Below are 19,524 nucleotides of genomic sequence, written 5' to 3' on the forward strand. Positions count from 1 at the left end.
CCCGGCGGGTCAGCGCAGCTTCGCGTCCTGCGCCTCGATGACGGGCGCGAGGAGCCCCGGCCTCGCGATGCGGGCGCCGCCCACCGCGGTGCAGACGGTGATGGTGTCCCCGTGGCGTACGACGGCGGTGCGGATCGGCCGGGTCGCTCCGCCCTCCCTCGTGACGGCGCCGCGGTAGGCCAGGGCCTCGTCGCCCACCGTGGGGGTGTCCTCGGGTTCGAACGGGTAGTACAGCTCGGTGCTGCCGTGCGCCCTGGCGGTGAAGCCGAGGGAGCAGCCCTGCACGGCATCGGCGAGGAGTGCGTCCATCGCCGTCACCGCCATGCCCTGGGCGTAGGTGGCGACGGTGACGTAGATCCGGGTGCCGGGGGCCTCCTCGGTCGCGACGACGCGGCTCGTGAAGGCCTGTGGTCTGCCGAGGGGCAACTGGTGCGTCATGGCCGCCAGCGGGGTGCAGGCGCTGCCGGTGATCTCCTGCGCGGACCGGGCGAAGACGGACTTCCCCTCGGTCGGGTCGAACGTCCGCACGGAGTAGCCGGCGCCGAGGTCGGCTGCCGTGACCATGAGCGTGGCGAGGCGCTCCGCCGGGGTGCGCTGCCGCGCCGGGGAGGCCGTGGCACCGGGCGTGGCGGGCGCGGCGGTGCCCGAGCAGCCGGCCAGGCACGTGAGGGCGGCGGCCAGCAGGGACACGGCCGCGACGGTGCTCTTCATGTGGCGGAGGATAGCCGTGCGGGACGGGCAGGCCCGGCCCGCTACAGGGCGTCGTCCACGTCCCCCAGGTCCGTGACCCGTTCCAGCAGGATCGGTTCCCAGGCGCGGCGCAGCCGGGTCCCCAGGAGGGTAGTGTCCTTGCCGGTGAGGGCCTCGGCGAGATGGACGACGGTGTCGCAGCGGGCGAGCCACAGGCCGCGCAGGCAGGGACGGGCGCCGTACCCGGCGAGAGTGGCGGCGCGGACGGCGGCGGGTGAGCCGACGGCGAGCGCGAGGCCCGCGATGTCCTCGGCCGGGTCGCCGACGACCGCGCCGGCCCAGCCGAGCACGCCGCGCACCCGGCCGTCGGCGCTGACCACGAGGTGGCCGCCGGTCAGGGAGTGGTGGGTGAGGACGGCCGTGCCGGGCTGGGCGGCGAGCTGGGAGGCGGCGGGCGGGGTGAGCTGGTTCAGGCGTGCGGCGTCGAACTCGTCGGCTGCGGCGAGGCGTTCGGCGGCGCGCACGGCGGCCCGGCGCAGGGCCTCCAGGGAACGCGGCGCGGCGCGCGGCACGCCGAGCGTCTCGGCCTGCCGCACCGGTACCTCGCGCAGGCCCGTGAGGAGCGCGGCGAGGTCGGCCTCTCCGACGGCGGACACGTCGTGCTCCTCCCCCGAGCCGCCGGGCACCTTGGTGTCCAGCGTGTAGGCCAGCCCGGGTGCCCACTCGCCGTGCGCGACACTGGCCGGCACCGCCATCGGGACGTGCGGGCGGACGAGGTCGCGCAGGCGCAGCTCGCGTCGCTGGCGCAGGGTGGCCTCGCGGTCGGGGGCCAGGCGCAGCACGTGGCGGGTGCCGACCCACCAGGTGACGGGATCGGTGCCCGGGGTGGCGGGCCGGACGTCGGGGCCGGGGCCGCTCCCGGCCGGGCGGGTGTCCTTGCCGCCCCGGCCGTCCTGGGCGTCCTTGCCTTCCTTGCCGTCCTTGAGGAGGGAGAGGACGAGCCGGCGGACGGTGTCCGCGGTCGGTGTGGGTGCCTGGGTCATGGTCGCGCCGTTGCCGTTCGGGAGGCGGGCTGGGGACATCGGGGCCTCACTCCACTATGACCAGCTCGCGCGTGGTGGTGTTCAGGCGCCGGCCGCCGTCCTCGGTGACGGTGACGATGTCCTCGATGCGGACCCCGAACCGGCCGGGCAGGTAGACGCCGGGTTCCACGGAGAAGCACATGCCGGGCACGAGGGGCCGTTCCTCGCCCTCGATCATGTAGGGCGGCTCGTGCGTGGTGACGCCGATGCCGTGTCCGGTGCGGTGGATGAAGTACTCGCCGTAGCCGGCGTCGGCGATGACCGCGCGGGCGGCCCGGTCGACGTCCTGGCAGGCGGCCCCGGGCCGCACCGCGCGGAAGCCGGCCTCCTGGGCCTCGCGCACGAGGGCGTGCACGCGGCGTTCCTCGTCGGTGGGTTCGCCGACGTGGACCGTGCGGGAGGTGTCGGAGCCGTAGCCGTCCCGCAGGCCGCCGAAGTCGAGGACGACCATGTCGCCGCGGGCGATGACGCGCTCGCCCGCCTCGTGGTGCGGGTTGGCGCCGTTCGGGCCGGAGGCGACGATGGTGAAGTCGACCTGCTCGTGGCCGTGCCGGCGCAGCAGCCGGTCGAGGTCGGCGGCCACCTCGGATTCCCGGCGGCCGGCGAAGGAGACGTGCCGGATCTCCTCGAACGTGGCGTCGGCGGCGGCGCCGGCGGCCGTCATGAGGTCCAGCTCGGCCGCGTCCTTGACGGCGCGCAGCATCGGCAGGGCCTCGGTGAGCGAGGCGTAGGAGCTGCCGGGCAGGGCCTGCTGGAGGGCCAGCAGGTGCAGGGCCCAGGCGTTGTCGCTGATGCCGAACCGGCCCTTGGCGTCGAGGAGGGCGGCGGTGGCGGCGTAGGGGTCCTTGCCGTCGGTCCAGTCGCGCAGGGTCAGGGCGGCCGCGCCGGCCGCCCGGCGCGCGTCCGGGGCCTCCAGGGCGGGGACGACGAGGACGGGGTCCTGCCCGGCGGCGAGGACCAGCAGGGTGAGCCGTTCGGTGACCGCCGGGGGCGTGTAGCCGGTCAGCCACACCAGGTCCGGTCCCGGAGCCACCAGCAGGCCCGCGAGACCCGCCTCGGCGGCCGTGCGCGCGGCGCGCTCCATGCGGGCCCGGTAGTCGTCGGCGGTGAACGACGCGGCCGTGCTTCCGGTCATCCGGGCCTCCCAGGACGGACGAAGGGGTTACGGGCAGCATCCTGCCCGCCCGAAGGGGGCGGCGCGAGCCGTCTGCGGGCATTCACCCCAGGCTGCACACCGGCGATGCCCCGTTCCCGGTACTGACCCCCGGCAACCACGACAGCAGTACCGCCCACCGCAAGGCGCTGCCGGGCCGGGGCTCGGAGGCCGGGGGCCGGGGGCCGGGGGGGGCGGGGGCCGGGGCCCGGAGGCCGGGGCCCGGAGGCCGGGGGGGCGGGGGCCGGGGCCCGGAGGCCGGGGCCCGGAGGCCGGGGGGGCGGGGGGCCGGAGCCCGGAGGGCCGGGGCCCGGAGGCCGGGGGGCCGGAGCCCGGAGGCCGGAGGGCCGGAGGCCGGGGAGCCGGGGCCCGGAGGCCGGTCAACAGCGTGCAGGTCTTCGACGACGGCGTGGTGCTCATGTGCGACTCCGCCGTGCCGGGCCGCGACGACGGGGAACTGGACGAAGAGACGTACGGCTGGATCGGGACGACCCTCGACGCACTCGACGACGGCCTTCCGGCCCCGCTCGCGTTCCACCACCCCGCCGGTGCCCCTGCACCACCCTCCCCCGCAGCCTTGAGGGCGTGGGAGGTGCCCCCGGCCCGACCCCCACCCGTTGCGGTGCCCCGGCCGGCTGGCCCGCCGTCGGCCCGCCGCCCCGAGATCGCCGGACTGATCGCCGGCCACCCCACACCCCCCGCCGGCACCACGATCGCGGGGCGGCCGCCGGCCGTCGGGCCGGGGTGACGTGGACGCTGCGGCTGCCCCGGGAGGGCGAGCAGATTCCGGACCGGGACGCGCCGCCCGGGCACCGTTCCATGTCCTGGACGACTCGCAGCGGCTCACGAGCCACGTCCGGGCCGTGACGTGAGGGCGTGCCTCACGCGGCGACGGCCGGTACGAGCGTCAGCTGCTCGTAGCCGCCGCCGCGGTGGCGGACCGTCAGCCTGACCTCGGAACCCGGGCGGGCGCGGGCGACGGCCCGGACCAGATCGGCGGCCGTGTCGATCCGGGTCGTGCCGAAGGCGAGGAGGACGTCGCCGCGCACCAGGCCGGCGGCCTGGGCCGGCCCGGGGACGTGCAGCCCCACGACCACGGCCCCCGGCTTGCGGGCGTCCATGACCTGCACGCCGAGGGTCGCGGCGGCGGGCGTGGCGGGAGCGGCGGAGGGCGAGGGGCCGGGGCCGGGGAGCGACGGCGTGTGCCATGCCCGCGGGTCGAAGCGCCCGCCCTTGCCGGCCACGGTGACGCCCATCGCCCCGAGGCCGATCCCGGACAGCACCAGGACCGCGCCGGCGAACCCCGCCAGCAGGACGTTGAGGAGCCGCCGTCCACGGCGCCGGGCGGCGTGCGGGCGGGGCCGGGACGGGCCGGCCCCCGTGGCCGGCGCGGCCCGCTCGGGTTCCTGACCCGGCATCGGCTTGGGTCTCAGCGCGGTCTGTTCCATGGCTCGCCTCCGGATGGTGCCGATCGCCTCCGGCGGATCCCGGAGGCGATCACGGCAGGTGCTCTACCCGGCACATCGGCGGCCGACGAGCCACGAACGAGTGAGACTGACCGGGGCCCGGCGCGGCAACGGGGAGGCGCGGAGCGCGGGCACGGCTCGTACCGCACCCGGACGCCGGGTGCGGTACGAGCCGCGGGAACGGGAGGCCCGGCCCGGAACTTCGGGCGGCGCCCCCGTCTCAGCGGAGGGCGGGCACGGGCACGGCCGGGGGGCGGTCCGGGAGGAAGCCGTGGGCGCGCCGGGACAGCCACGCGTCCTTGTAACGGTCCACCTCACGGTGCCAGTTGAGGATGCCGGACATCCAGTTCCGCAGGTCCGCCACATACGCCCCCATCGCCGCGCGTGCCTCCCCCGTGAGCTGGAAGTCGTCGTACAGGACGGGCAGTTCGTGCTCGACGACGTGCTCGAACTGGCGCATGCGCTGGCTCATCAGGTCGTGCACGATGCCGAGCCCGGTCGGGTAGTCGCAGCCGAAGAAGGTCTGCACGACGAGGATCGCGTTGTGGATCTCGCCCTCGAACTCGATCTCCTTCTGGTACGAGAAGACGTCGTTGAGCAGGCACGCGAAGTCCATCGCGGCGTTCTCCAGGGAGCGGACCGGGCCGCTGCGGTAGACCTCGGGCGGGACGGCCGGGCCGTGTCCCATCCGGCACAGGCTCAGGGTGAGGTCGGAGCCGAAGGTCGCGCGGCGCATCTCCAGGTAGTCGACCGGGTCGGGCACGCGGTTCTGGAGCTGGTTGGACAGCTCCCACACCCAGCTCTCGGTCATGACGTTGATCGCGTCCTTGAGCGTGCGCCGCGCGTCGGGCGTCATCTCGGCGGTGGTGCGCACCCACAGGTCGGCCAGGCCGCGCTCCATGGCGTTCACCGGGAGCAGCGGCTCCCCGCCGTCGACCGGCATGCAGTCGGACAGGCGGGCCGTGGTCAGGCGGGCGGCGGCGAGGTCGCGGCGGTGGCCGTAGACCAGGGGGTAGTAGTCGTCGCCGTAGGTGCCCCAGGCGAGCCACTGAGCGCTGAGGTCGAGGGCCTCGGGGGTGGCGTCCGGGTCGAGGCCGGCCGAGCAGAGCGCGAGGTCGTAGGCCCGGAGCTTGTCCTCGTCCCAGACTCCCTCGGCGAGGATGCCCATGCGGTCCGCCCAGTCGCGCAGCTGCCGGCGGGAGTTGTCGAGGTGGGGACTGAGCTCCAGCGGGAACGGCATGCGGATGTCGGGGATCTGCGACGGCCCGACCTTCTGGTACGGCACATGCGTGTAGGAGCGCAGCCGCTCCGCTCCGGCCGTCGCGAGCAGGGCGCGGACGTCGGCGGCCGAGGTGCCGAAGCCGGAGCATCCCGGCCACGGGCTGCCGCCGCGCACCGCGTTCTCGTTCATGTAGCGGCTGGAGCGCAGATGCCACTCGTGGCCGCCGGACTGCCAGTCCTGAAGCCCCTTGGTGTACGCCGCCACGGCCGCGACCTCGTCCGGCCTGAGGCCGTTCTCCAGGGCTACTGCGGGCACTTCGGTGAACGCCGTGTGCTCGAACTGGTGGAGGCGGGAGGTGAGGACGTCGTTGACGGTGTCGGCGGCCTCCTGCGTCGTGCACCCGAAGAAGGTCTCCAGGACGAGCACGCCGTTGCTGTTCTCGCCCTCGTCCTCGACCTCACGCTGGTAGGAGAACAGGTCGTTGCGCAGGTGCACGGCGTCGGAGAACGTCTCCATCAGCACGCGCAGCGGCCTGGTCCCGGCCACTGCGGCGGGCACTTCGGCGGTCGCGTACTCCACGAGACCCGCCGACCAGGGGGCGCCACCGACCTTGCGGCGCATCTCGATGTACTCGACGGGGTTGGCGATCCGCCCCTCGTTGATGTTGGACAGCTCCCACATCGACTCGTTGAGGAGGTGCTCGGTGGCCACGGCGAAGCGGCGGCGCCAGTCGTCGGACATCTTCGGTACCGTGCGCGCCCACAGGTCGGCGAGGCCCGCCTCGACCGGGTTCTGCGGCTCCGGGACGGGAGCCGACAGGTCCAGCGGCATGAACAGGGGCAGCCGGTCCAGGTGGGCCTTGCCGGCGGTGCGGTCCTGGCTGCGCTTGTACATCTCCAGGAAGTGGTCGTCGAAGAAGAAGACCCACACGTACCAGTCGGTGATGAGGGAGAGGGCGGGGGCGTCGCAGTCGGGGTGGGTGTAGGCGCAGAGCAGGCCGTAGTCGTGCGCGTCGAGGTCGGCCTGCTCCCAGACGCCGGATCCCTCCAGCATGCCCATCTCACGCGCCCACGCGGTCGAATGGGCACGGGCCTCGTCGACATGCGGGTTCAGCCGCGCGGGATGCGGCAGGTAGAAGTGCGGGAGTTCGAACGGCTGCGTCATGGCCGGGCCCTACCCGGCACCCCGCGGCGGCATCCGCCGGGCGGGACATGATCACACCATCGCGTGAATCAGGGGCGAATTCGGGCCTCCCGCCGGACCGTTGTGGCGTTCCTCCCCCAGCCGGAAGCCGCCACCGCCCGCCTCCCCTTGACCGGCGTCCCGTACCCGGACCTCTACCGGGCGTCCCGTACCTGGATCAGCGCGTGCGTGCCACCGGTGCGCCAGCGCTGGTCCTCCGCCGCGACGAGGGCGGCCTCGGTGTCCGCGTCGAGGCCGGTGATCACATCGGACTTCAGGGTGCGCAGGGCGGCGACCGGGCCGGGGAAGTAGCCGGTGACGTCCGCGAAGGAGGTGGTCGGGGCCCAGAGCCGGTCGCCCACCAGACGACGGTAGTTGAGGTCGCCCTTGACGATCGTCAGCGTGGCCGACGCGAACTCCGCGCGCAGGTCGCCGGGCATCTCCTCGTACGGCAGCGGCGCACTGGAGAAGGGATGGGCGCGCAGGGTGAGACGGCCGTCGGCCAGGGCGGACCACAGCTGCCGCCCGTACGCGGCGGCCGCTCCCCCGGCGCCGGTCAGCCGGCGCAGGGCGTCGACGACGTCGGCGGTGGTGGCGTCGGAGACGTAGTAGGGGTACGGCTTGACGTGCAGGATCGCCCGTCCGATGCGGCCGCTCTCCAGGAGGTGGGCGACGAGGAGGAGATCGGGGACGAGTTCGCGGCCCGCGTTGTCGGCGACCAGGCACAGGGTGCCGGCCCCCGGGCCCGTGGTGTCGAGCAGTGACCAGAGCCGGTCGCTGTCGTCGGCGACCAGGCCGGGAGCGACGTCCGCGTCCCGCGCGCCCTCGGCGGAGAGGCGGAAGCCGAGGTCGGCGCGGTTGCCCCAGAGGGAGCCGTGCAGCAGGGCCTGTGCCTGTTCGGCGGCGGGCCGGCCGGTGAGGTCGTCGAGGGCGGCGAGTTCCTCGTCGGTCTCGGCGGAGTCGAGCTCGGCGTGCTTGAAGGGGCGGAAGGGGTCGATGCCCTGCCAGGGTCCCGGGCCGAAGTAGCCGACGGACTCGAGCAGTCGGCGGTAGAACCAGCTCTCGGACCAGAGCCACGGCACGTCGAACCAGGACCGGCCGGTGTACGCGCGCAGCCCCCAGCTTTCCCAGCGATCCCGGTCGTGCGCGTCGGCGGGGAGGGGTTCGATCGCACCCTCGGTGCAGTTGGCGAGGAGTTCGTCGAGGGCGCGGTGCTGCGCCGGCTCGTACGGGAAGGCCTCGCGGACCTGCTTGATGATCGCGGGGTGCCGCTCGGCCAGCACGCTGTGGGGGAAGGAGCCCGGCTGATTGCCGAGGAGCACGGGAGCGGAGGGGATGTCGGGCATGGGCCTCACCGTAACGCGCGTGCCCTGCGTACCGGACGAGCCGCCCGGCGCTCCGGTCACACCGGTGCGATCTCCCGCTCCAGACGCGCAGCCAGGCTCAGATAACGGGCGCGGCGGGTCACCGGGACCAGGCCACGGATGAGTATGTTCCACATCTCGGCCGTCCGGCGGGGCTGGCGCGCCACCGGCTCGCGGGAGCGGCCCACGACACGGGTGCCGACGAAGAAGCAGACCAGCGAGTGGGCCACGACGTCGATGTCGATGTCCGGGTGGACGTCGGACTCCTTGACCGCGCCGACGAGCCGGGCCGTGACGATGTCCAGCCACTCCGTGAACGGGTGGCTGAGGGGCGGCCGGGGCCGGATCCCGCCCGTGGCGAGCCGCAGACCGGCCCGCAGCACCGGGTCCTCGACGGACATGCGGGTGATGCCGAACGTGAGGCGCATCAGCGCCTCCAGGGAGGTGTGGCCGCGCTGGTCGGTCTCCGTCGCCAGCCGACGGGCGGTGTGCGACTGGAGTTCGAGGATCGCGTGGGCGAGATCCTCCTTCGCCGCGAAGTGGAAGTACAGGGCACCCTTGGTGACGTGGGCGTGCTCCACGATGTCGCTGAGACTGGTCGATTCGTAGCCGCGACGGTCGAACAGGTCAGCGGCGGCCGTGATGATCGTCGAGCGGGTCTGCTCGGCTCGCAACTGCCTCGCCATCGACTGAACTCTCCCGGGACGGAAATGAACGGGTCATGCCGTTTGTTTTTACCCCCCGTACACGATAACTCACCCTGAGACGGCCCTCATCACGCCGGTGTGCCGGAGTGCGGGCGCACATCCGGCAAAACAAGCGCAACTGGTGAAAGAAAACAGCGGGTTCGGTATCTAACTGTGGGGGATGTGGGGCCAGACGTAAAGGCGGGCCGGCCGGTGCCCCATCCGCACCGGCCGGCCCGCCCGCTGTGTGGCCTGCCTCGTTCAGCGTTCCCCGAAGAGATTCAGAGTGCTCAGAAGATCAGCTTCCAGCCGTTGAGGGTGCCCGTGTCCTGCGCCGCGGTGTCCTGGACGCGCAGCTTCCAGGTGCCGTTGGCCACCTCGCCGGAGGCGTTCACCGTGTAGGTGGTGTTCACGTTGTCGGCGGAGTCCGACGCGGCGGACTTCAGGCGGTACGCCGAACCGTCCGGCGCGACCAGGTCGATGACGAGGTCACCGCGGTAGGTGTGGGTGATGTCCACGCCGACCTGGAGGGCCGAGGGGGCGTTGCCGCTGCGGCCGGTGACGCTGATCGGCGACTCGATCGCCGCGCCGTTGTCCGGAATGGCGACGGCGGTGGTGCTGGAGAAGGTCGTACCGGTGGACGATCCGCCCTTCACGGCCTGGACCGTCTTCGCGGCGTCCGCGAGGCCCGCGCCGCATCCGCCAGAGCAGGTGCCGGGCAGCGGACGGGCGTTGGCCTTGATGGCCGACTCGATCTGCGCCGGGGTGAGGGCGGAGTTGGCCGACTTCATCAGGGCGGCGAGGCCCGCGACGTGCGGGGTGGCCATGCTGGTGCCCTGGTAGGAGGCGTAGTTCTCGCTCGACGGCGTCTTCGTGCCGGAGTTCAGCGTGGAGAGGATGCCGTTGGCCGTGGAGGTGCGGGTCTCACCGCCGGGGGCGGAGATGTCCACGAGCGAGCCGTAGTTGGAGTACGAGGCCCGGCTGCCCGCGCGGTTGGTCGCGGCGACGGCGACGACGTTGTTGCAGTTCGCCGGCGAGGCGTTGGAGACGTTCTGGTTCTCGTTGCCGGCCGCGACGACGACCGTGGTGCCCCGGTTCACGGCGCCGTTGATGGCGCTCTGCGTGGCGCTGGAGCAGGCGCCGCCGCCGCCGAGGCTCATGTTGATGACCTTGGCGACGTTGGTGTTGGCGGGCACGCCGGAGACGGTGCCGCCGGACGCCCAGGTGATGGCGTCGATGATGTCGGAGTCGTAGCCGCCGCACTTGCCGAGGACGCGGACCGGGGAGATCTTCGCGCCGTGGGCGATGCCGGCGACGCCCTTGCCGTTGTTGGTGGCGGCGGCGATGGTGCCGGCGACGTGGGTGCCGTGCCAGGAGGAGCCGGAGGCGGCGATGCCCTGGCCGCACTCGTTGTCGTTGTACCAGTCGCCCGGATCGGCCGGGTTGCTGTCACGGCCGTTGCCGTCGACGGAGACGGCGGTGTCGGAGATGAAGTCGTAGCCGCCGACGATGTTCGCGGCCAGGTCCGAGTGAGCCACGTAGCCGGTGTCGATGACGGCGACGGTGACGCCGGTGCCGGTGGTGGTGTCCCAGGCGCCGGGGACGTTCATGCCCGCGGTGGACTCGAACAGGTCCCACTGCTTGCTGTACTCGGTGTCGTTCGGCGTGACGGCCGTCGGCTTGTTCAGGCGGTCCGGGACGACGTAGGCGACCTGCGGGTCGGCCTCGTACTGGGCGACGACGTCGGCGACGGACGCCCGGGAGGGGTCGGTGCCCAGCTCGACGAGGGCGGCACCGGTGCCGAGGCGGCGCTGGAAGTCGACGTCCTCGCCGGTCTTCTCGGCCTTGGTCGCGGCGTCGGCGGCGGCGGCCTTGTCGGACTTGGCCTCGCTCGCGCCGGACTTGTATCCGACGATGAGGCGCTCGGCCGGGGCGCCGGGGGCGGCCTCGGTCTGCGCGGCCGGGACGGCGGCCGGGGTGGGGGCGGACTCCTGGGCGACGGCGACCGAGGCGGGGGCTGCGGTCAGCAGGGCCGTGGAGACGACGGCGACGGATATCAGCTTCCGTCTGAGCTCTGGGGAGATACGCACGGTCGTTGCCTTTCGTGGCCGGACTCCGGGCTGGGCGGAGCGGCGGTGGGGTCGCTTCATCCTCGAAGCGGAGGGGGGTGGTTCGAAAAGCGAAGAGCGACGCGATGGCCGGCCAGGCGCGAAACAGCCGCGGACCCGTTCGGGGTTACCTGTGGGTCAGCTGTGCTCGAACGATAGGCAAAGGGAAGGTCATCGGGATACGGGGGAAACCCTCGATCCGGCCGCCACGCGACCCTCTATGGCGGGCAGTTGAGCGCCCAATGAACCCTTTTCGAGCAGGTCGTGGCGCGATGAACGCACCGGGCCGATTTCCCGTACTGCATACCGAACGTCGCCGCCCCGGCCGAGGAGACGCAGACGGATGTCTCGTAGACCCGCACACCGCACCGCACTCGCGGCCGCTCTCGTGACACCGCTGCTGCTGCCGTGGTGGGCGGCGGGACCGGCCCGGGCGCACGGCGCGCCGACGGACCCGGTCAGCCGGGTGGTGGCCTGTTCCCCGGAGGGCGGTGACCGCGCCGGCTCGGCGGCGTGCCGTGCGGCCGTCGCCGCGAACGGAGCGCCCTTCACGGCTTGGGACAACCTGCGGGTGGCGAACGTGAACGGCCGGGACCGGGATGTCGTCCCCGACGGGGAGCTGTGCAGTGGGGGTCTGCCCGCCTACCGGGGCCTCGATCTCGCCCGTGCCGACTGGCCGTCGACGCGGGTGACCCCCGGCGCGACGCTCAGGATGCGGTACGTCTCGACGATCCCGCACACCGGCACGTTCCGGATGTATCTGACGAAGCCCGGCTACGACCCGTCCGGACCGCTGTCGTGGTCCGACCTGCCCGGGAAGCCGTTCGCGGAGGTGACGGACCCGGCCCTGACGGACGGCGCGTACCGCTTCGAGACGACCCTGCCGTCCGACCGGGCCGGGCGGCACGTGCTGTACACGGTCTGGCAGAACAGCAGCACCCCGGACACCTACTACTCGTGCTCGGACGTGGTGTTCCCGGAGACGGAGAAGAAGGAGCCGCAGCGGGCGGAGGAGAAGGAGGGAGCGCGGGAGGAGCCGGAGGAGGCGAAGCCCGAGCGGAAGAGGGAGGCGGCGAAGAAGGAGCCGGCGGCCGGCACTGCCGTGCACACCCCCGACCCGCGCCCCGGCGGCGACCGGACGCCACTGGCCGGTACCTCCGGCCCGGCCTCCGGACCGTCCGCGCCCATGCTGGCGGGCGGCGCCGCGGCGGTGCTGTTGCTCACCGGCGGCGCCGCCCTGGCCGTACGGCTACGGCGACGTTGAACTGACGGTCTTCACAGCTCAGTTGACATTGACGGCGACGCCGCCCGCGGTCACCGGGGCGTACTTGGCGGTGAAGAACGCGTTGGCGAAGCACAGCGACGAGCCGGACACCTTGGTGAACTGCTGGTTGCTGAAGGAGATGCTGTTGTCGGCGTTGTTCGCCGTGCCGGTCAGGCCGGGGGCCTGGTAGACGCAGGTGATGGTGCCGAGCAGGGTGCGCAGCTTGACGGTGGACTGGACGGTGGAGCCCGCGGCCGGGGTCACGGAGACGGTGCCGTCCGAGGAGACGCTGGTCGTGTAGGGCAGGTTGTCGACGGTGATGCCGCTGACGCCCAGCACCCCGACGACGTTGGCGGTACAGCCGCTGGTGTCGAAGCTGTGCTTGGTCAGGGACTCGGTGGCGGTGCCGGGGGCGGCCGGGTTGTCGGTGACGGTGGCGGAGAACGCCGACTTGGTGCAGGAGATGCCGTTGGTGCCGGTCGCGCTGGAGTAGAAGGTGGCGGCGGTGCCGCTCGCCAGGGACGCGTCGAGGACGTCGCCGACCGCGACGGCCGCCCCGTCGGTGGTGGTCAGGACGGGGGTGTCGGCCGCGGAGGCGGGGGCGGCGAGGCCCAGGGCGGCGACGGCGGCGGTGAGAGCGACGAGGGTGCGTGTACGCATGCGGGTGTACCTCTTTCATAGCGTGGGGTGAGGGGTGGGGGGTGCGCCGGGCGTCCGCCGTTGCCGGCTCGTCACGCCTTCTCCGTACGTGACGGGCCGGCAACGGCAGGCCGGTCACCGGCCGGAGGCTCACACGGGAAGGGACCTACGGCCGGGCCGGGCGGGGGGTGGCTGGTGGCGCGGCTCCAGGGAAGCGGCCGTGCCGTGACGAGGGGACTCGGGCGAGGGAAAGCCCGTGCGGACGCACCGGGCGACGAGCTGCCCGTACGGGGACGAGCGGGTCCGGGGCACGCGGACGGTGCCGCGCGGCGGATCCGGCGCCACGGATCCGGTGGGACGAGGAGAGTTGTAGACCTGTGTCTCCGTCAACGTCAAGGCTTGGCAAGGGAGTTGTGCGCAGGCTGAGCCTTTCGCGGCATCGTCGACTCACCTGCGGCGCAGAATCGACACTCTTTGTTCACACTTCCCTTGACCCTTGATGTAACCGCCGGTAACTTCCTCGATGGCTACTGCGGCGCAATGAGAAAGCCCTTGCAACGGCCGGGAGTTGCGAGGGATGTGCGCACGCGGTCGATGTCCGCGCCAGGGCAACGTGCCACCGACGTCCCGATCCGCACCCACACGCACCTGGAGCAGACATGACCTCCTCCGCCGAGCACACGCCCGAGAGAGCGGACGGCGCCGCCTCCCCGGACGCCAGCGACGTTCCCGCGCGACGCGGGCGGGTCCGGGCACGCCGGGCCGCGGTGATGGCGGTGCCGGCCACCCTGGTCGCCGCCGGCCTCGCGGTCCTCACCGCCGAGGGGGCGCTGGGCGTGCAGTTCGCCATCTCCGGCATGCCGTTCACGGTCACCGCGACCGAGCTCAACGGCACCGGCTTCGCACAGTTCGGCGGCCTGGACGAGATGGCCGAGGGCAGCCCCAACGCGGGTGACACCGGCGGCCAGGTGCTGGTCGTCACATCCGTGATCAAGAACGCGACCCTCACCAAGCTGTGCCAGAGCGTGGACCTGGGCGGCACGAACCTGGTCATCAGGGCGGGCGAAGGGGCGCAGAAGGTCACCGCCAGCGATCTGACGACCGACTCCACCGAGCTGACCGGCGACGCGGCGTTCAACAACATCGAGATCGGCAACGATGCCAGCACGCTCGACAAGGCCGGGCCGAAGGGCCGCGGGCCCAAGGGCGTGTTCAGCCAGCAGTCCGACACGGTGCACATCGCCAACCTGCGGCAGACCAACTACGCCACGACGGCAGGCGTGTTCAAGCTGCCGGGACTGAAGCTGGGCTTCAGCGGATCGGGGTGCTGATGCCGCGCGGTCCGCGCGAGGGGTTCCGGCCCGCCTTCGGGCAGTGGCGGGCCGGCCGGCCGTTCTGGGGCGGGCTGCTGCTCGCCCTGGGCGGCGCGGAGGTCCTGCTCACCCTGAAGGCGTCGCTGGACGTCATCCTGCACGTCGGCATGCAGGGCCTGGCCGGCTATCTGCTCCCGGCCGTGATGCTGCTGTGCGGCGTGCTGATCCTCTTCAACCCCGCTCAGCGCCTGTTCTACTCGGTCATCGGGGTGCTGGTCTCCCTGGGCACCTGGCTGACCTCCAACCTGGGCGGCTTCTTCGTCGGCCTGCTCCTGGGCGTCGTCGGCAGCTGCCTCACCTTCGGCTGGCTCCCGGACCAGGAGCCCCGCGTCAGCCGCAGGCAGCGCCGGAAGGAGACCCGGGCGGCGAAGACCGTGCCCCCGGCGCCGGTGGGGCAGCCCTGAGCCCTGCCGCCAAGCGGCTCCCGGCACGCGGAGCCCGCCGCGCGACCGGCCCTATGCGGCGTCCACGGGCGTGGCGCCCGGGGCCGCCCCCGGGCGCCACGCCCGAACCGCCCCCCTCCTTCAGGGGCCTTGGCCTCGCTCTTGAGGATCCGCATCGAGCGGCCCAGCGATCGTGCCGCGTCCGGCAGCTTCTCCGAGCCGAACAGGACGATCGCCACGATCAGCAGATGCCAGGGCTCCAGTCCGTTGCGCACGGCGGTGCCCCAGGAGGCGACGGCGGCGGACACCAGGCCGAGGCAGAGCCGTACGGCGGTGACGGGATCGCTCAGGGCACGCACGCACCGGCGGGGCCAGGACGGGGGTGCGGCGGTCCGGCAGCGTGTTCTCGCCGTAGGCGGCCAGCCGGGACGCGGCCTCCGGCTCGGTCAGCCCGCGGGGCCCGGACTCGAGCCGCCGCAGCACATCCAGGGTGGTGCCTTCGGCGGTCTCAGAGGCCATGGAGGCGGCGACGCGCCGGTCCACCAGGAGCCGCACGACCTCGGCGACGTCGGGATCGTCGACGGAGTACACCTGCCGACGGCCCTCGCGGCGGGAGCGGACGAGCCCGGCCAGCTTCAGCTTGGTGAGGTGCTGGCTGACCGCGGGCAGCGCCCCGCCGACCCGCTCGGCGAGCCCGGTCACGTCGCTCTCGCCCTGGGCCAGTGCCCAGACGATGTGCAGCCGGGCGGGCGAGGCCAGCAGTCCGAAGGCCGCGGCCGCCTGGGCGAGCACCTCCGCGGACGGGTCCTCGAAGCCCTCGCCGGGCTGCCCCCACCGTCACCGCCCCTTCCGTCGCGTCCGCCGTCCCGCGTGCGGCACCAGTCCAGGTGGGCGCCCTGAGCCGGAGCCGCTCGCGTCGGCGGTGATCGCGAGCGGAGGACCCGGCCCCCTCCCTCTCCATTCACGACGGCCGAACCGCACGGACGGTACTGAAAGCCGAGGTGAGAGCTTCGCTCGATGACGCTGTTCGACCCGTCGGACAGATCATCACGATGCGGCAGCATCACCTCACGGCATGTGGCCGCTCACTTGACGACCAGTGGTCTCACACGGTTGGCTCCGGGCCAGCGAGAGTCATCCGGTCGGTGCACACCCTGCGGCCCGCCTGCACTCTCACCCTGCTCTTGCTCGGCCGCACAGCGAGGTCCGCCCCTCATGAACACTCCTCCCCCGCCGCACACTTCCGTGAGACGCACGCGCCTCGCGGCCCTGGCGTCCGCCCTGTGCCTGCTGGTGTCCGGCTGCTCTGCCCTCGGCGCGGCCGACGACGGGCCGGACACGGCGGGCGGGCCGGGCGGCCGGATGAAGGTCACCCTGGTGACGCACGGCGGCCAGGGCGACGCCTTCTGGGATCTGGTGCGCAGGGGCGCCGAGGCGGCGGCAGCCAAGGACGGTGTCGACCTGACGTACGTCAGCGACGCCGACCCGGCCGCGCAGGCCGACCTGATGCGGGACGCGGTCCGCGACAAGACCGACGGCATCGCGGTGACCCTGGCCAAGCCGGCGGCGATGCGCGGCCCGGTCGCCCAGGCCAAGGCGGCCGGCATCCCCGTCGTGGGACTCAACTCCGGTATCGACGCCTGGCGCCCGACCGGGGTCCTGGAGTACTTCGGTCAGGACGAGTCCGTCGCGGGCCGGGCCGTCGGCGACAAGCTGGACGACCTCAAGGCCGAACACGCCCTGTGCGTGGTGCACGAGCGGGGCAACGTGGCGCTGGAGGCCCGCTGCGCCGGTGTGCGCAAGACGTTCCGCGGCGCCACCGACAACCTGTACGTGGACGGCAGTGACATGAACGCGGTGACCGCCGCGATCGCGGCCCGGCTGCGGCAGGACTCGAGCATCGACGAAGTCATCACGCTGGGCGCCCAGTACGGGCTCAGCGCCGTCAAGGCGGTGCGGCAGGCCGGCAGCAGGGCCGGGGTCGCCACCTTCGACCTCGACAAGGACCTGGTCAAGGCGATCCAGGGCGGCGAGGTCCAGTTCGCCGTGGACCAGCAGCCGTATCTGCAGGGTTATCTCGCGGTGGACGCCCTGTGGCTGTACCGGACCAACGGCAACGTCAGCGGCGGCGGGACGGCGCCGGTGCTCACCGGTCCCGCCTTCGTGACCAGGTCGAACGTGTCCGCCGTGGCACGGTTCGCGGCCGCCGGGACCCGGTGACCGGACACTTCCTGTGACGGTGTCGCCAAAGATTCGGTCAGGCCCGGCCCGTACGTCCACTTGTACGGATAACATCCTGCGCATCCCATGTGCCGTGCCGGGGAAGGCACCACACCCGCGCCCGTACCCCACACCCCCCGACCGCTCCGCCTCCCCGTTCCCCACCCCCCGCTGATCGCCCTAGGACGACGATGTCTCGACGGACAGGTGCCCGGCGCCGTCTCGGTTCCATACGCCTCTCCCTGGTGCTCCTGGCCCTCGTGCCCGGCGTCACCCTCGCCGCCATGTGGGGCGTCACGACGATCCAGATGTTCTCGGAGGGTCTGAGGCTGCGCGACCAGACGGACCTCAGCCGGTCGACCGGCGCCATGGGCACCGACGCGACGCTCGCGCTGCAGCGGGAGCGCAGTCTGTCGGCCGCCTGGTTGGCCTCGCCGAAGGGCTCCCGGGCCGCCCTCGACGCGCAGCGCGAGGAGACCGACAAGGCGGTCGCCAAGCTGGTCGGGCAGGCGGACGCGATCGAGAAGGCGCCCTCCCGCATATCCGACCGGCTGTACTCGGTGCTGGGCTCGGTGGGCAGCCTGGAGTACTACCGGGACCAGGTGGACGACCCGACCGACATCACCGCGCAGCAGGCGCTGGACCAGTACTCCTCGATCATCGACGACCAGATCCACGCCTTCCAGGAGCTGTCCCAGGTCGACGACGGCGACCTCACCTCGCAGGCCGGCCCGCTGGTCGGCCTCGAGCACGCGGCGGAACTGGTCTCCCGGGAGGACGCGCAGCTGACCCTGGCCTGGCCGTCCGGGCATCTGGACGACAAGGCGTGGACGCAGTTCACGGAGCTGGTGAACACGCGGCGCTGGCTGGTCAAGGACCAGGTCGTGCCGCAGCTGACGGGCGAGGCGAAGGCGCAGACGGAGCGCATCCTGGCGAGCCCGCAGTGGCAGGCGCTGCAGTCCGTCGAGGACCAGGTGCTGGCGTCGCGCAACTCCGGCGCCTCCGCCGACCGGATCGCCCTGCCGGACGCGCAGAAGCGGTGGGACACCGCCATGGGCAAGCTGTCCGAGGACTACGCGGGCCTCATCGAGCAGCAGACGACGGGGCTGCTGGAGCGCAGTGCCGACAAGGCGGACGCCCTGCTGCTCAAGGCGGCGCTGCTGAGTGCCGGCGGGCTGCTCGCGTTGCTGGTGTGCGTGGGCATGTCCTGGCGGATCACCCGTTCGCTCTCCCGGCGGCTGCGCGGCCTGCGCCGGGCCGCCGTCAGCCTCGCGCAGGAGCGGCTGCCCGACGTGGTGGCGCGGCTGGAGCGAGGTGAGACGGTCGATCCGGAGTCGGCGACGACCGAGCTGGACTACGGCCACGACGAACTCGGCCAGGTCGCCCGGGCGTTCAACACCGCGCAGCGCACGGCCGTGCACACCGCGGTCGAACTCGCCGACACCCGGCGCGGCTTCCAGAAGATCATCCTGGGCATCGCGCGGCAGAGCCAGAACCTGGTCAACCTCCAGCTGAGCAAACTCGACACGCTGGAGCGCGAGCACACCGACCCCGACATCCTCAAGGGTCTGTACGAACTCGACTCCACCGCGAGCCAGTTGCGCCGCTACGAGGAGAACCTCGTCATCATCAGCGGCGAACGACCCGGCCGCAGCTGGACCGAGCCGGTCGCGCTGATGGACATCCTGCGCAGCGCGGTCGGGGAGGTCGCCGAGTACCAGCGGGTGGACGTGCTCTGCGAGGAGGAGGTGTACGTCGCGCCGCCCGCGGTGGCGGACGTCATCCATCTGCTGGCCGAGCTCATCGACAACGCGACCGCGTACTCCCCCGCCCCGAGCCCCGTCACGGTGCGGGCCGGGATGGTGGCCAAGGGCCTGGCCGTAGAGGTGGAGGACCGCGGCCTCGGCATGTCGGAGGAGGACTACGCGTCCTTCAACGAACAGCTGGCCGTACCCCCGCAGTTCGACGTGGTGGCGCTCGCCGACGACCTGCGCCTCGGCATGTTCGTGATCGCCCAGCTGGCCCACCGGCACGGCATCGCCGTCACCCTGCGCTCGTCGCCGTACGGCGGGACCACGGCGATCGTGCTGATACCGCACGAGATCGTGGTGCGGGAGATCGCGGGCAGCGGGGCGCCGCGGGCACGGTCCGCCGAGGCCGCGGCCGGTGCCGACGGCCTCGCGGTCCCGGCCGGCCCGAGCAGCCCGGGTGGCGGCGCGAAGGCCGGCGGCACTCCTGAGGACACGCTGGTGGCGGTGGAAGGACGGGGTGCGGTGGACGCCGAGCCGAGTGAGGCGCCGCAACCCTCCGGCGCTCCGGGCGGAACCGAACGCGCCGCAGGGGCCGCCCGCGAGCCCCGCGCCCTCGTCACGGCCCGCACCGCCTCCGCCGTCCCGTCCGCCCCGCGCGAGGTCATCCCCCGCCGGGACGGTCTCGCCCCGCTCCCCCGCAGGGTGCCGCAGACCAGCCTGGTGGAGGAACTGCGCGAGGAGGCCGCGCCCGCCGGTGACGACGGTTCCCTCGACGACTTCACCGCCGAGGCCGCCGCGTCCTCCCTGGCCGGTTTCCAGCGCGGCACGCTCCGGGCCCGTGACGACGACGCCGAACCGCCGTACGACGCCGAGGCGGCCGCAGCACCCCGGCGGGCCGCCGCCGGTCCCGTCCCCTCGACTCCGCCCGCCGACCGCTGACG

General features: G+C 73.1%; 15 protein-coding genes and 3 pseudogenes. 6 read left to right on the top strand and 12 right to left on the bottom strand.

Translation table 11 applies throughout. The features are described 5' to 3' along the window. Positions 1-9 precede the first annotated feature (9 nt). Genes ACFY9E_RS05775 through ACFY9E_RS05785 form a run of 3 tightly spaced genes read right to left on the bottom strand, consistent with a single transcriptional unit; the run spans position 10 to position 2,907 of the window. Positions 10-711: a hypothetical protein gene (locus ACFY9E_RS05775; RefSeq protein ID WP_390979641.1), complete on the bottom strand. Its 702-nt coding sequence runs from the start codon at positions 709-711 to the stop codon at positions 10-12. Between the two features lie 41 nt (positions 712-752). Further along, positions 753-1,733, bottom strand: a complete 981-nt coding sequence (locus ACFY9E_RS05780; protein ID WP_390980317.1) for a phosphotransferase — start codon at positions 1,731-1,733, stop codon at positions 753-755. Positions 1,734-1,779: 46 nt separating this feature from the next. Continuing rightward, on the bottom strand, positions 1,780-2,907 hold the full coding sequence (locus ACFY9E_RS05785) for a M24 family metallopeptidase (RefSeq protein WP_390979643.1): 1,128 nt from the start codon (positions 2,905-2,907) through the stop codon (positions 1,780-1,782). Positions 2,908-3,313: 406 nt separating this feature from the next. Here ACFY9E_RS05785 and ACFY9E_RS05790 point away from each other — a divergent pair, with 406 nt between their 5' ends. After that, a complete protein-coding gene (locus ACFY9E_RS05790; RefSeq protein WP_390979645.1) occupies positions 3,314-3,673 on the top strand; it encodes a hypothetical protein in 360 nt (119 codons plus the stop codon). A 133-nt stretch (positions 3,674-3,806) separates the two neighbouring features. Here the strand turns inward: ACFY9E_RS05790 and ACFY9E_RS05795 are convergent, their stop codons facing one another. The 5 genes from ACFY9E_RS05795 to ACFY9E_RS05815 all read right to left on the bottom strand — a co-directional run bounded on the left by ACFY9E_RS05795 (position 3,807) and on the right by ACFY9E_RS05815 (position 10,935). Beyond that, a complete protein-coding gene (locus ACFY9E_RS05795) occupies positions 3,807-4,373 on the bottom strand; it encodes a PDZ domain-containing protein (protein ID WP_390979647.1) in 567 nt (188 codons plus the stop codon). Between the two features lie 238 nt (positions 4,374-4,611). Then, positions 4,612-6,777 carry a germacradienol/geosmin synthase Cyc2 gene (gene cyc2 / locus ACFY9E_RS05800; protein ID WP_390979649.1) on the bottom strand — a complete coding sequence of 722 codons (2,166 nt, stop codon included), beginning with the start codon at positions 6,775-6,777 and terminating at the stop codon, positions 4,612-4,614. A gap of 173 nt (positions 6,778-6,950) precedes the next feature. After that, positions 6,951-8,141: an ARMT1-like domain-containing protein gene (locus ACFY9E_RS05805; protein WP_390979651.1), complete on the bottom strand. Its 1,191-nt coding sequence runs from the start codon at positions 8,139-8,141 to the stop codon at positions 6,951-6,953. A gap of 56 nt (positions 8,142-8,197) precedes the next feature. After that, positions 8,198-8,845, bottom strand: a complete 648-nt coding sequence (locus ACFY9E_RS05810) for a ScbR family autoregulator-binding transcription factor (RefSeq protein ID WP_390979653.1) — start codon at positions 8,843-8,845, stop codon at positions 8,198-8,200. 290 nt (positions 8,846-9,135) lie between these two features. Continuing rightward, entirely contained in the window at positions 9,136-10,935 is a 1,800-nt protein-coding gene (locus tag ACFY9E_RS05815) for a S8 family serine peptidase (RefSeq protein ID WP_390979655.1), read from the bottom strand. A gap of 361 nt (positions 10,936-11,296) precedes the next feature. Between ACFY9E_RS05815 and ACFY9E_RS05820 the strand changes: the two genes are divergently transcribed. After that, the gene (locus ACFY9E_RS05820; protein ID WP_390979657.1) at positions 11,297-12,217 is read left to right on the top strand and encodes a lytic polysaccharide monooxygenase; all 921 of its coding nucleotides are present in this window, start codon (positions 11,297-11,299) and stop codon (positions 12,215-12,217) included. An 18-nt stretch (positions 12,218-12,235) separates the two neighbouring features. Here ACFY9E_RS05820 and ACFY9E_RS05825 read toward each other — a convergent pair whose 3' ends face one another. Further along, the gene (locus ACFY9E_RS05825; protein WP_390979660.1) at positions 12,236-12,877 is read right to left on the bottom strand and encodes a Tat pathway signal sequence domain protein; all 642 of its coding nucleotides are present in this window, start codon (positions 12,875-12,877) and stop codon (positions 12,236-12,238) included. A 638-nt stretch (positions 12,878-13,515) separates the two neighbouring features. On the opposite strand from ACFY9E_RS05825, the gene ACFY9E_RS05830 reads away from it, so the two are divergent. Together ACFY9E_RS05830 and ACFY9E_RS05835 are read left to right on the top strand one after the other, a co-directional pair. After that, positions 13,516-14,187, top strand: a complete 672-nt coding sequence (locus ACFY9E_RS05830) for a DUF6230 family protein (protein ID WP_390979662.1) — start codon at positions 13,516-13,518, stop codon at positions 14,185-14,187. Next, positions 14,187-14,633: a DUF6114 domain-containing protein gene (locus ACFY9E_RS05835; RefSeq protein ID WP_390979664.1), complete on the top strand. Its 447-nt coding sequence runs from the start codon at positions 14,187-14,189 to the stop codon at positions 14,631-14,633. Before ACFY9E_RS05830 ends, ACFY9E_RS05835 begins: the two co-directional genes overlap by 1 nt. A 118-nt stretch (positions 14,634-14,751) precedes the next feature. Here ACFY9E_RS05835 and ACFY9E_RS05840 read toward each other — a convergent pair. The 3 pseudogenes from ACFY9E_RS05840 to ACFY9E_RS05850 all read right to left on the bottom strand — a co-directional run. Then, a pseudogene (locus tag ACFY9E_RS05840) lies at positions 14,752-14,887 on the bottom strand (Sec-independent protein translocase subunit TatA); the annotation flags it as partial. 154 nt (positions 14,888-15,041) lie between these two features. Next, positions 15,042-15,131 (bottom strand): annotated as a pseudogene (locus tag ACFY9E_RS05845) (hypothetical protein); the annotation flags it as partial. A 6-nt stretch (positions 15,132-15,137) separates the two neighbouring features. After that, positions 15,138-15,404, bottom strand: a pseudogene (locus ACFY9E_RS05850) (ArsR/SmtB family transcription factor); the annotation flags it as partial. Between the two features lie 423 nt (positions 15,405-15,827). Here ACFY9E_RS05850 and ACFY9E_RS05855 point away from each other — a divergent pair. Continuing rightward, positions 15,828-16,832, top strand: a complete 1,005-nt coding sequence (locus ACFY9E_RS05855) for a substrate-binding domain-containing protein (RefSeq protein ID WP_390979666.1) — start codon at positions 15,828-15,830, stop codon at positions 16,830-16,832. A 191-nt stretch (positions 16,833-17,023) separates the two neighbouring features. After that, positions 17,024-19,522, top strand: coding sequence for a nitrate- and nitrite sensing domain-containing protein (locus tag ACFY9E_RS05860; protein WP_390979668.1), 2,499 nt, complete (start codon positions 17,024-17,026; stop codon positions 19,520-19,522). The last annotated feature ends 2 nt before the right edge of the window (positions 19,523-19,524 follow it).

Source organism: Streptomyces sp. NPDC012466 (assembly GCF_042955215.1).
In the GTDB taxonomy this organism is placed as follows: domain Bacteria; phylum Actinomycetota; class Actinomycetes; order Streptomycetales; family Streptomycetaceae; genus Streptomyces.

Coding starts and splice junctions, on each gene's coding strand:
- cyc2 (WP_390979649.1), bottom strand. CDS start 6,777: ATGACGCAGCCGTTCGAACTCCCGCACTTCTACCTGCCGCATCCCGCG.
- ACFY9E_RS05775 (WP_390979641.1), bottom strand. CDS start 711: ATGAAGAGCACCGTCGCGGCCGTGTCCCTGCTGGCCGCCGCCCTCACG.
- ACFY9E_RS05805 (WP_390979651.1), bottom strand. CDS start 8,141: ATGCCCGACATCCCCTCCGCTCCCGTGCTCCTCGGCAATCAGCCGGGC.
- ACFY9E_RS05810 (WP_390979653.1), bottom strand. CDS start 8,845: ATGGCGAGGCAGTTGCGAGCCGAGCAGACCCGCTCGACGATCATCACG.
- ACFY9E_RS05780 (WP_390980317.1), bottom strand. CDS start 1,733: ATGACCCAGGCACCCACACCGACCGCGGACACCGTCCGCCGGCTCGTC.
- ACFY9E_RS05820 (WP_390979657.1), top strand. CDS start 11,297: ATGTCTCGTAGACCCGCACACCGCACCGCACTCGCGGCCGCTCTCGTG.
- ACFY9E_RS05825 (WP_390979660.1), bottom strand. CDS start 12,877: ATGCGTACACGCACCCTCGTCGCTCTCACCGCCGCCGTCGCCGCCCTG.
- ACFY9E_RS05860 (WP_390979668.1), top strand. CDS start 17,024: ATGTCTCGACGGACAGGTGCCCGGCGCCGTCTCGGTTCCATACGCCTC.
- ACFY9E_RS05795 (WP_390979647.1), bottom strand. CDS start 4,373: ATGGAACAGACCGCGCTGAGACCCAAGCCGATGCCGGGTCAGGAACCC.
- ACFY9E_RS05835 (WP_390979664.1), top strand. CDS start 14,187: ATGCCGCGCGGTCCGCGCGAGGGGTTCCGGCCCGCCTTCGGGCAGTGG.
- ACFY9E_RS05830 (WP_390979662.1), top strand. CDS start 13,516: ATGACCTCCTCCGCCGAGCACACGCCCGAGAGAGCGGACGGCGCCGCC.
- ACFY9E_RS05855 (WP_390979666.1), top strand. CDS start 15,828: ATGAACACTCCTCCCCCGCCGCACACTTCCGTGAGACGCACGCGCCTC.
- ACFY9E_RS05785 (WP_390979643.1), bottom strand. CDS start 2,907: ATGACCGGAAGCACGGCCGCGTCGTTCACCGCCGACGACTACCGGGCC.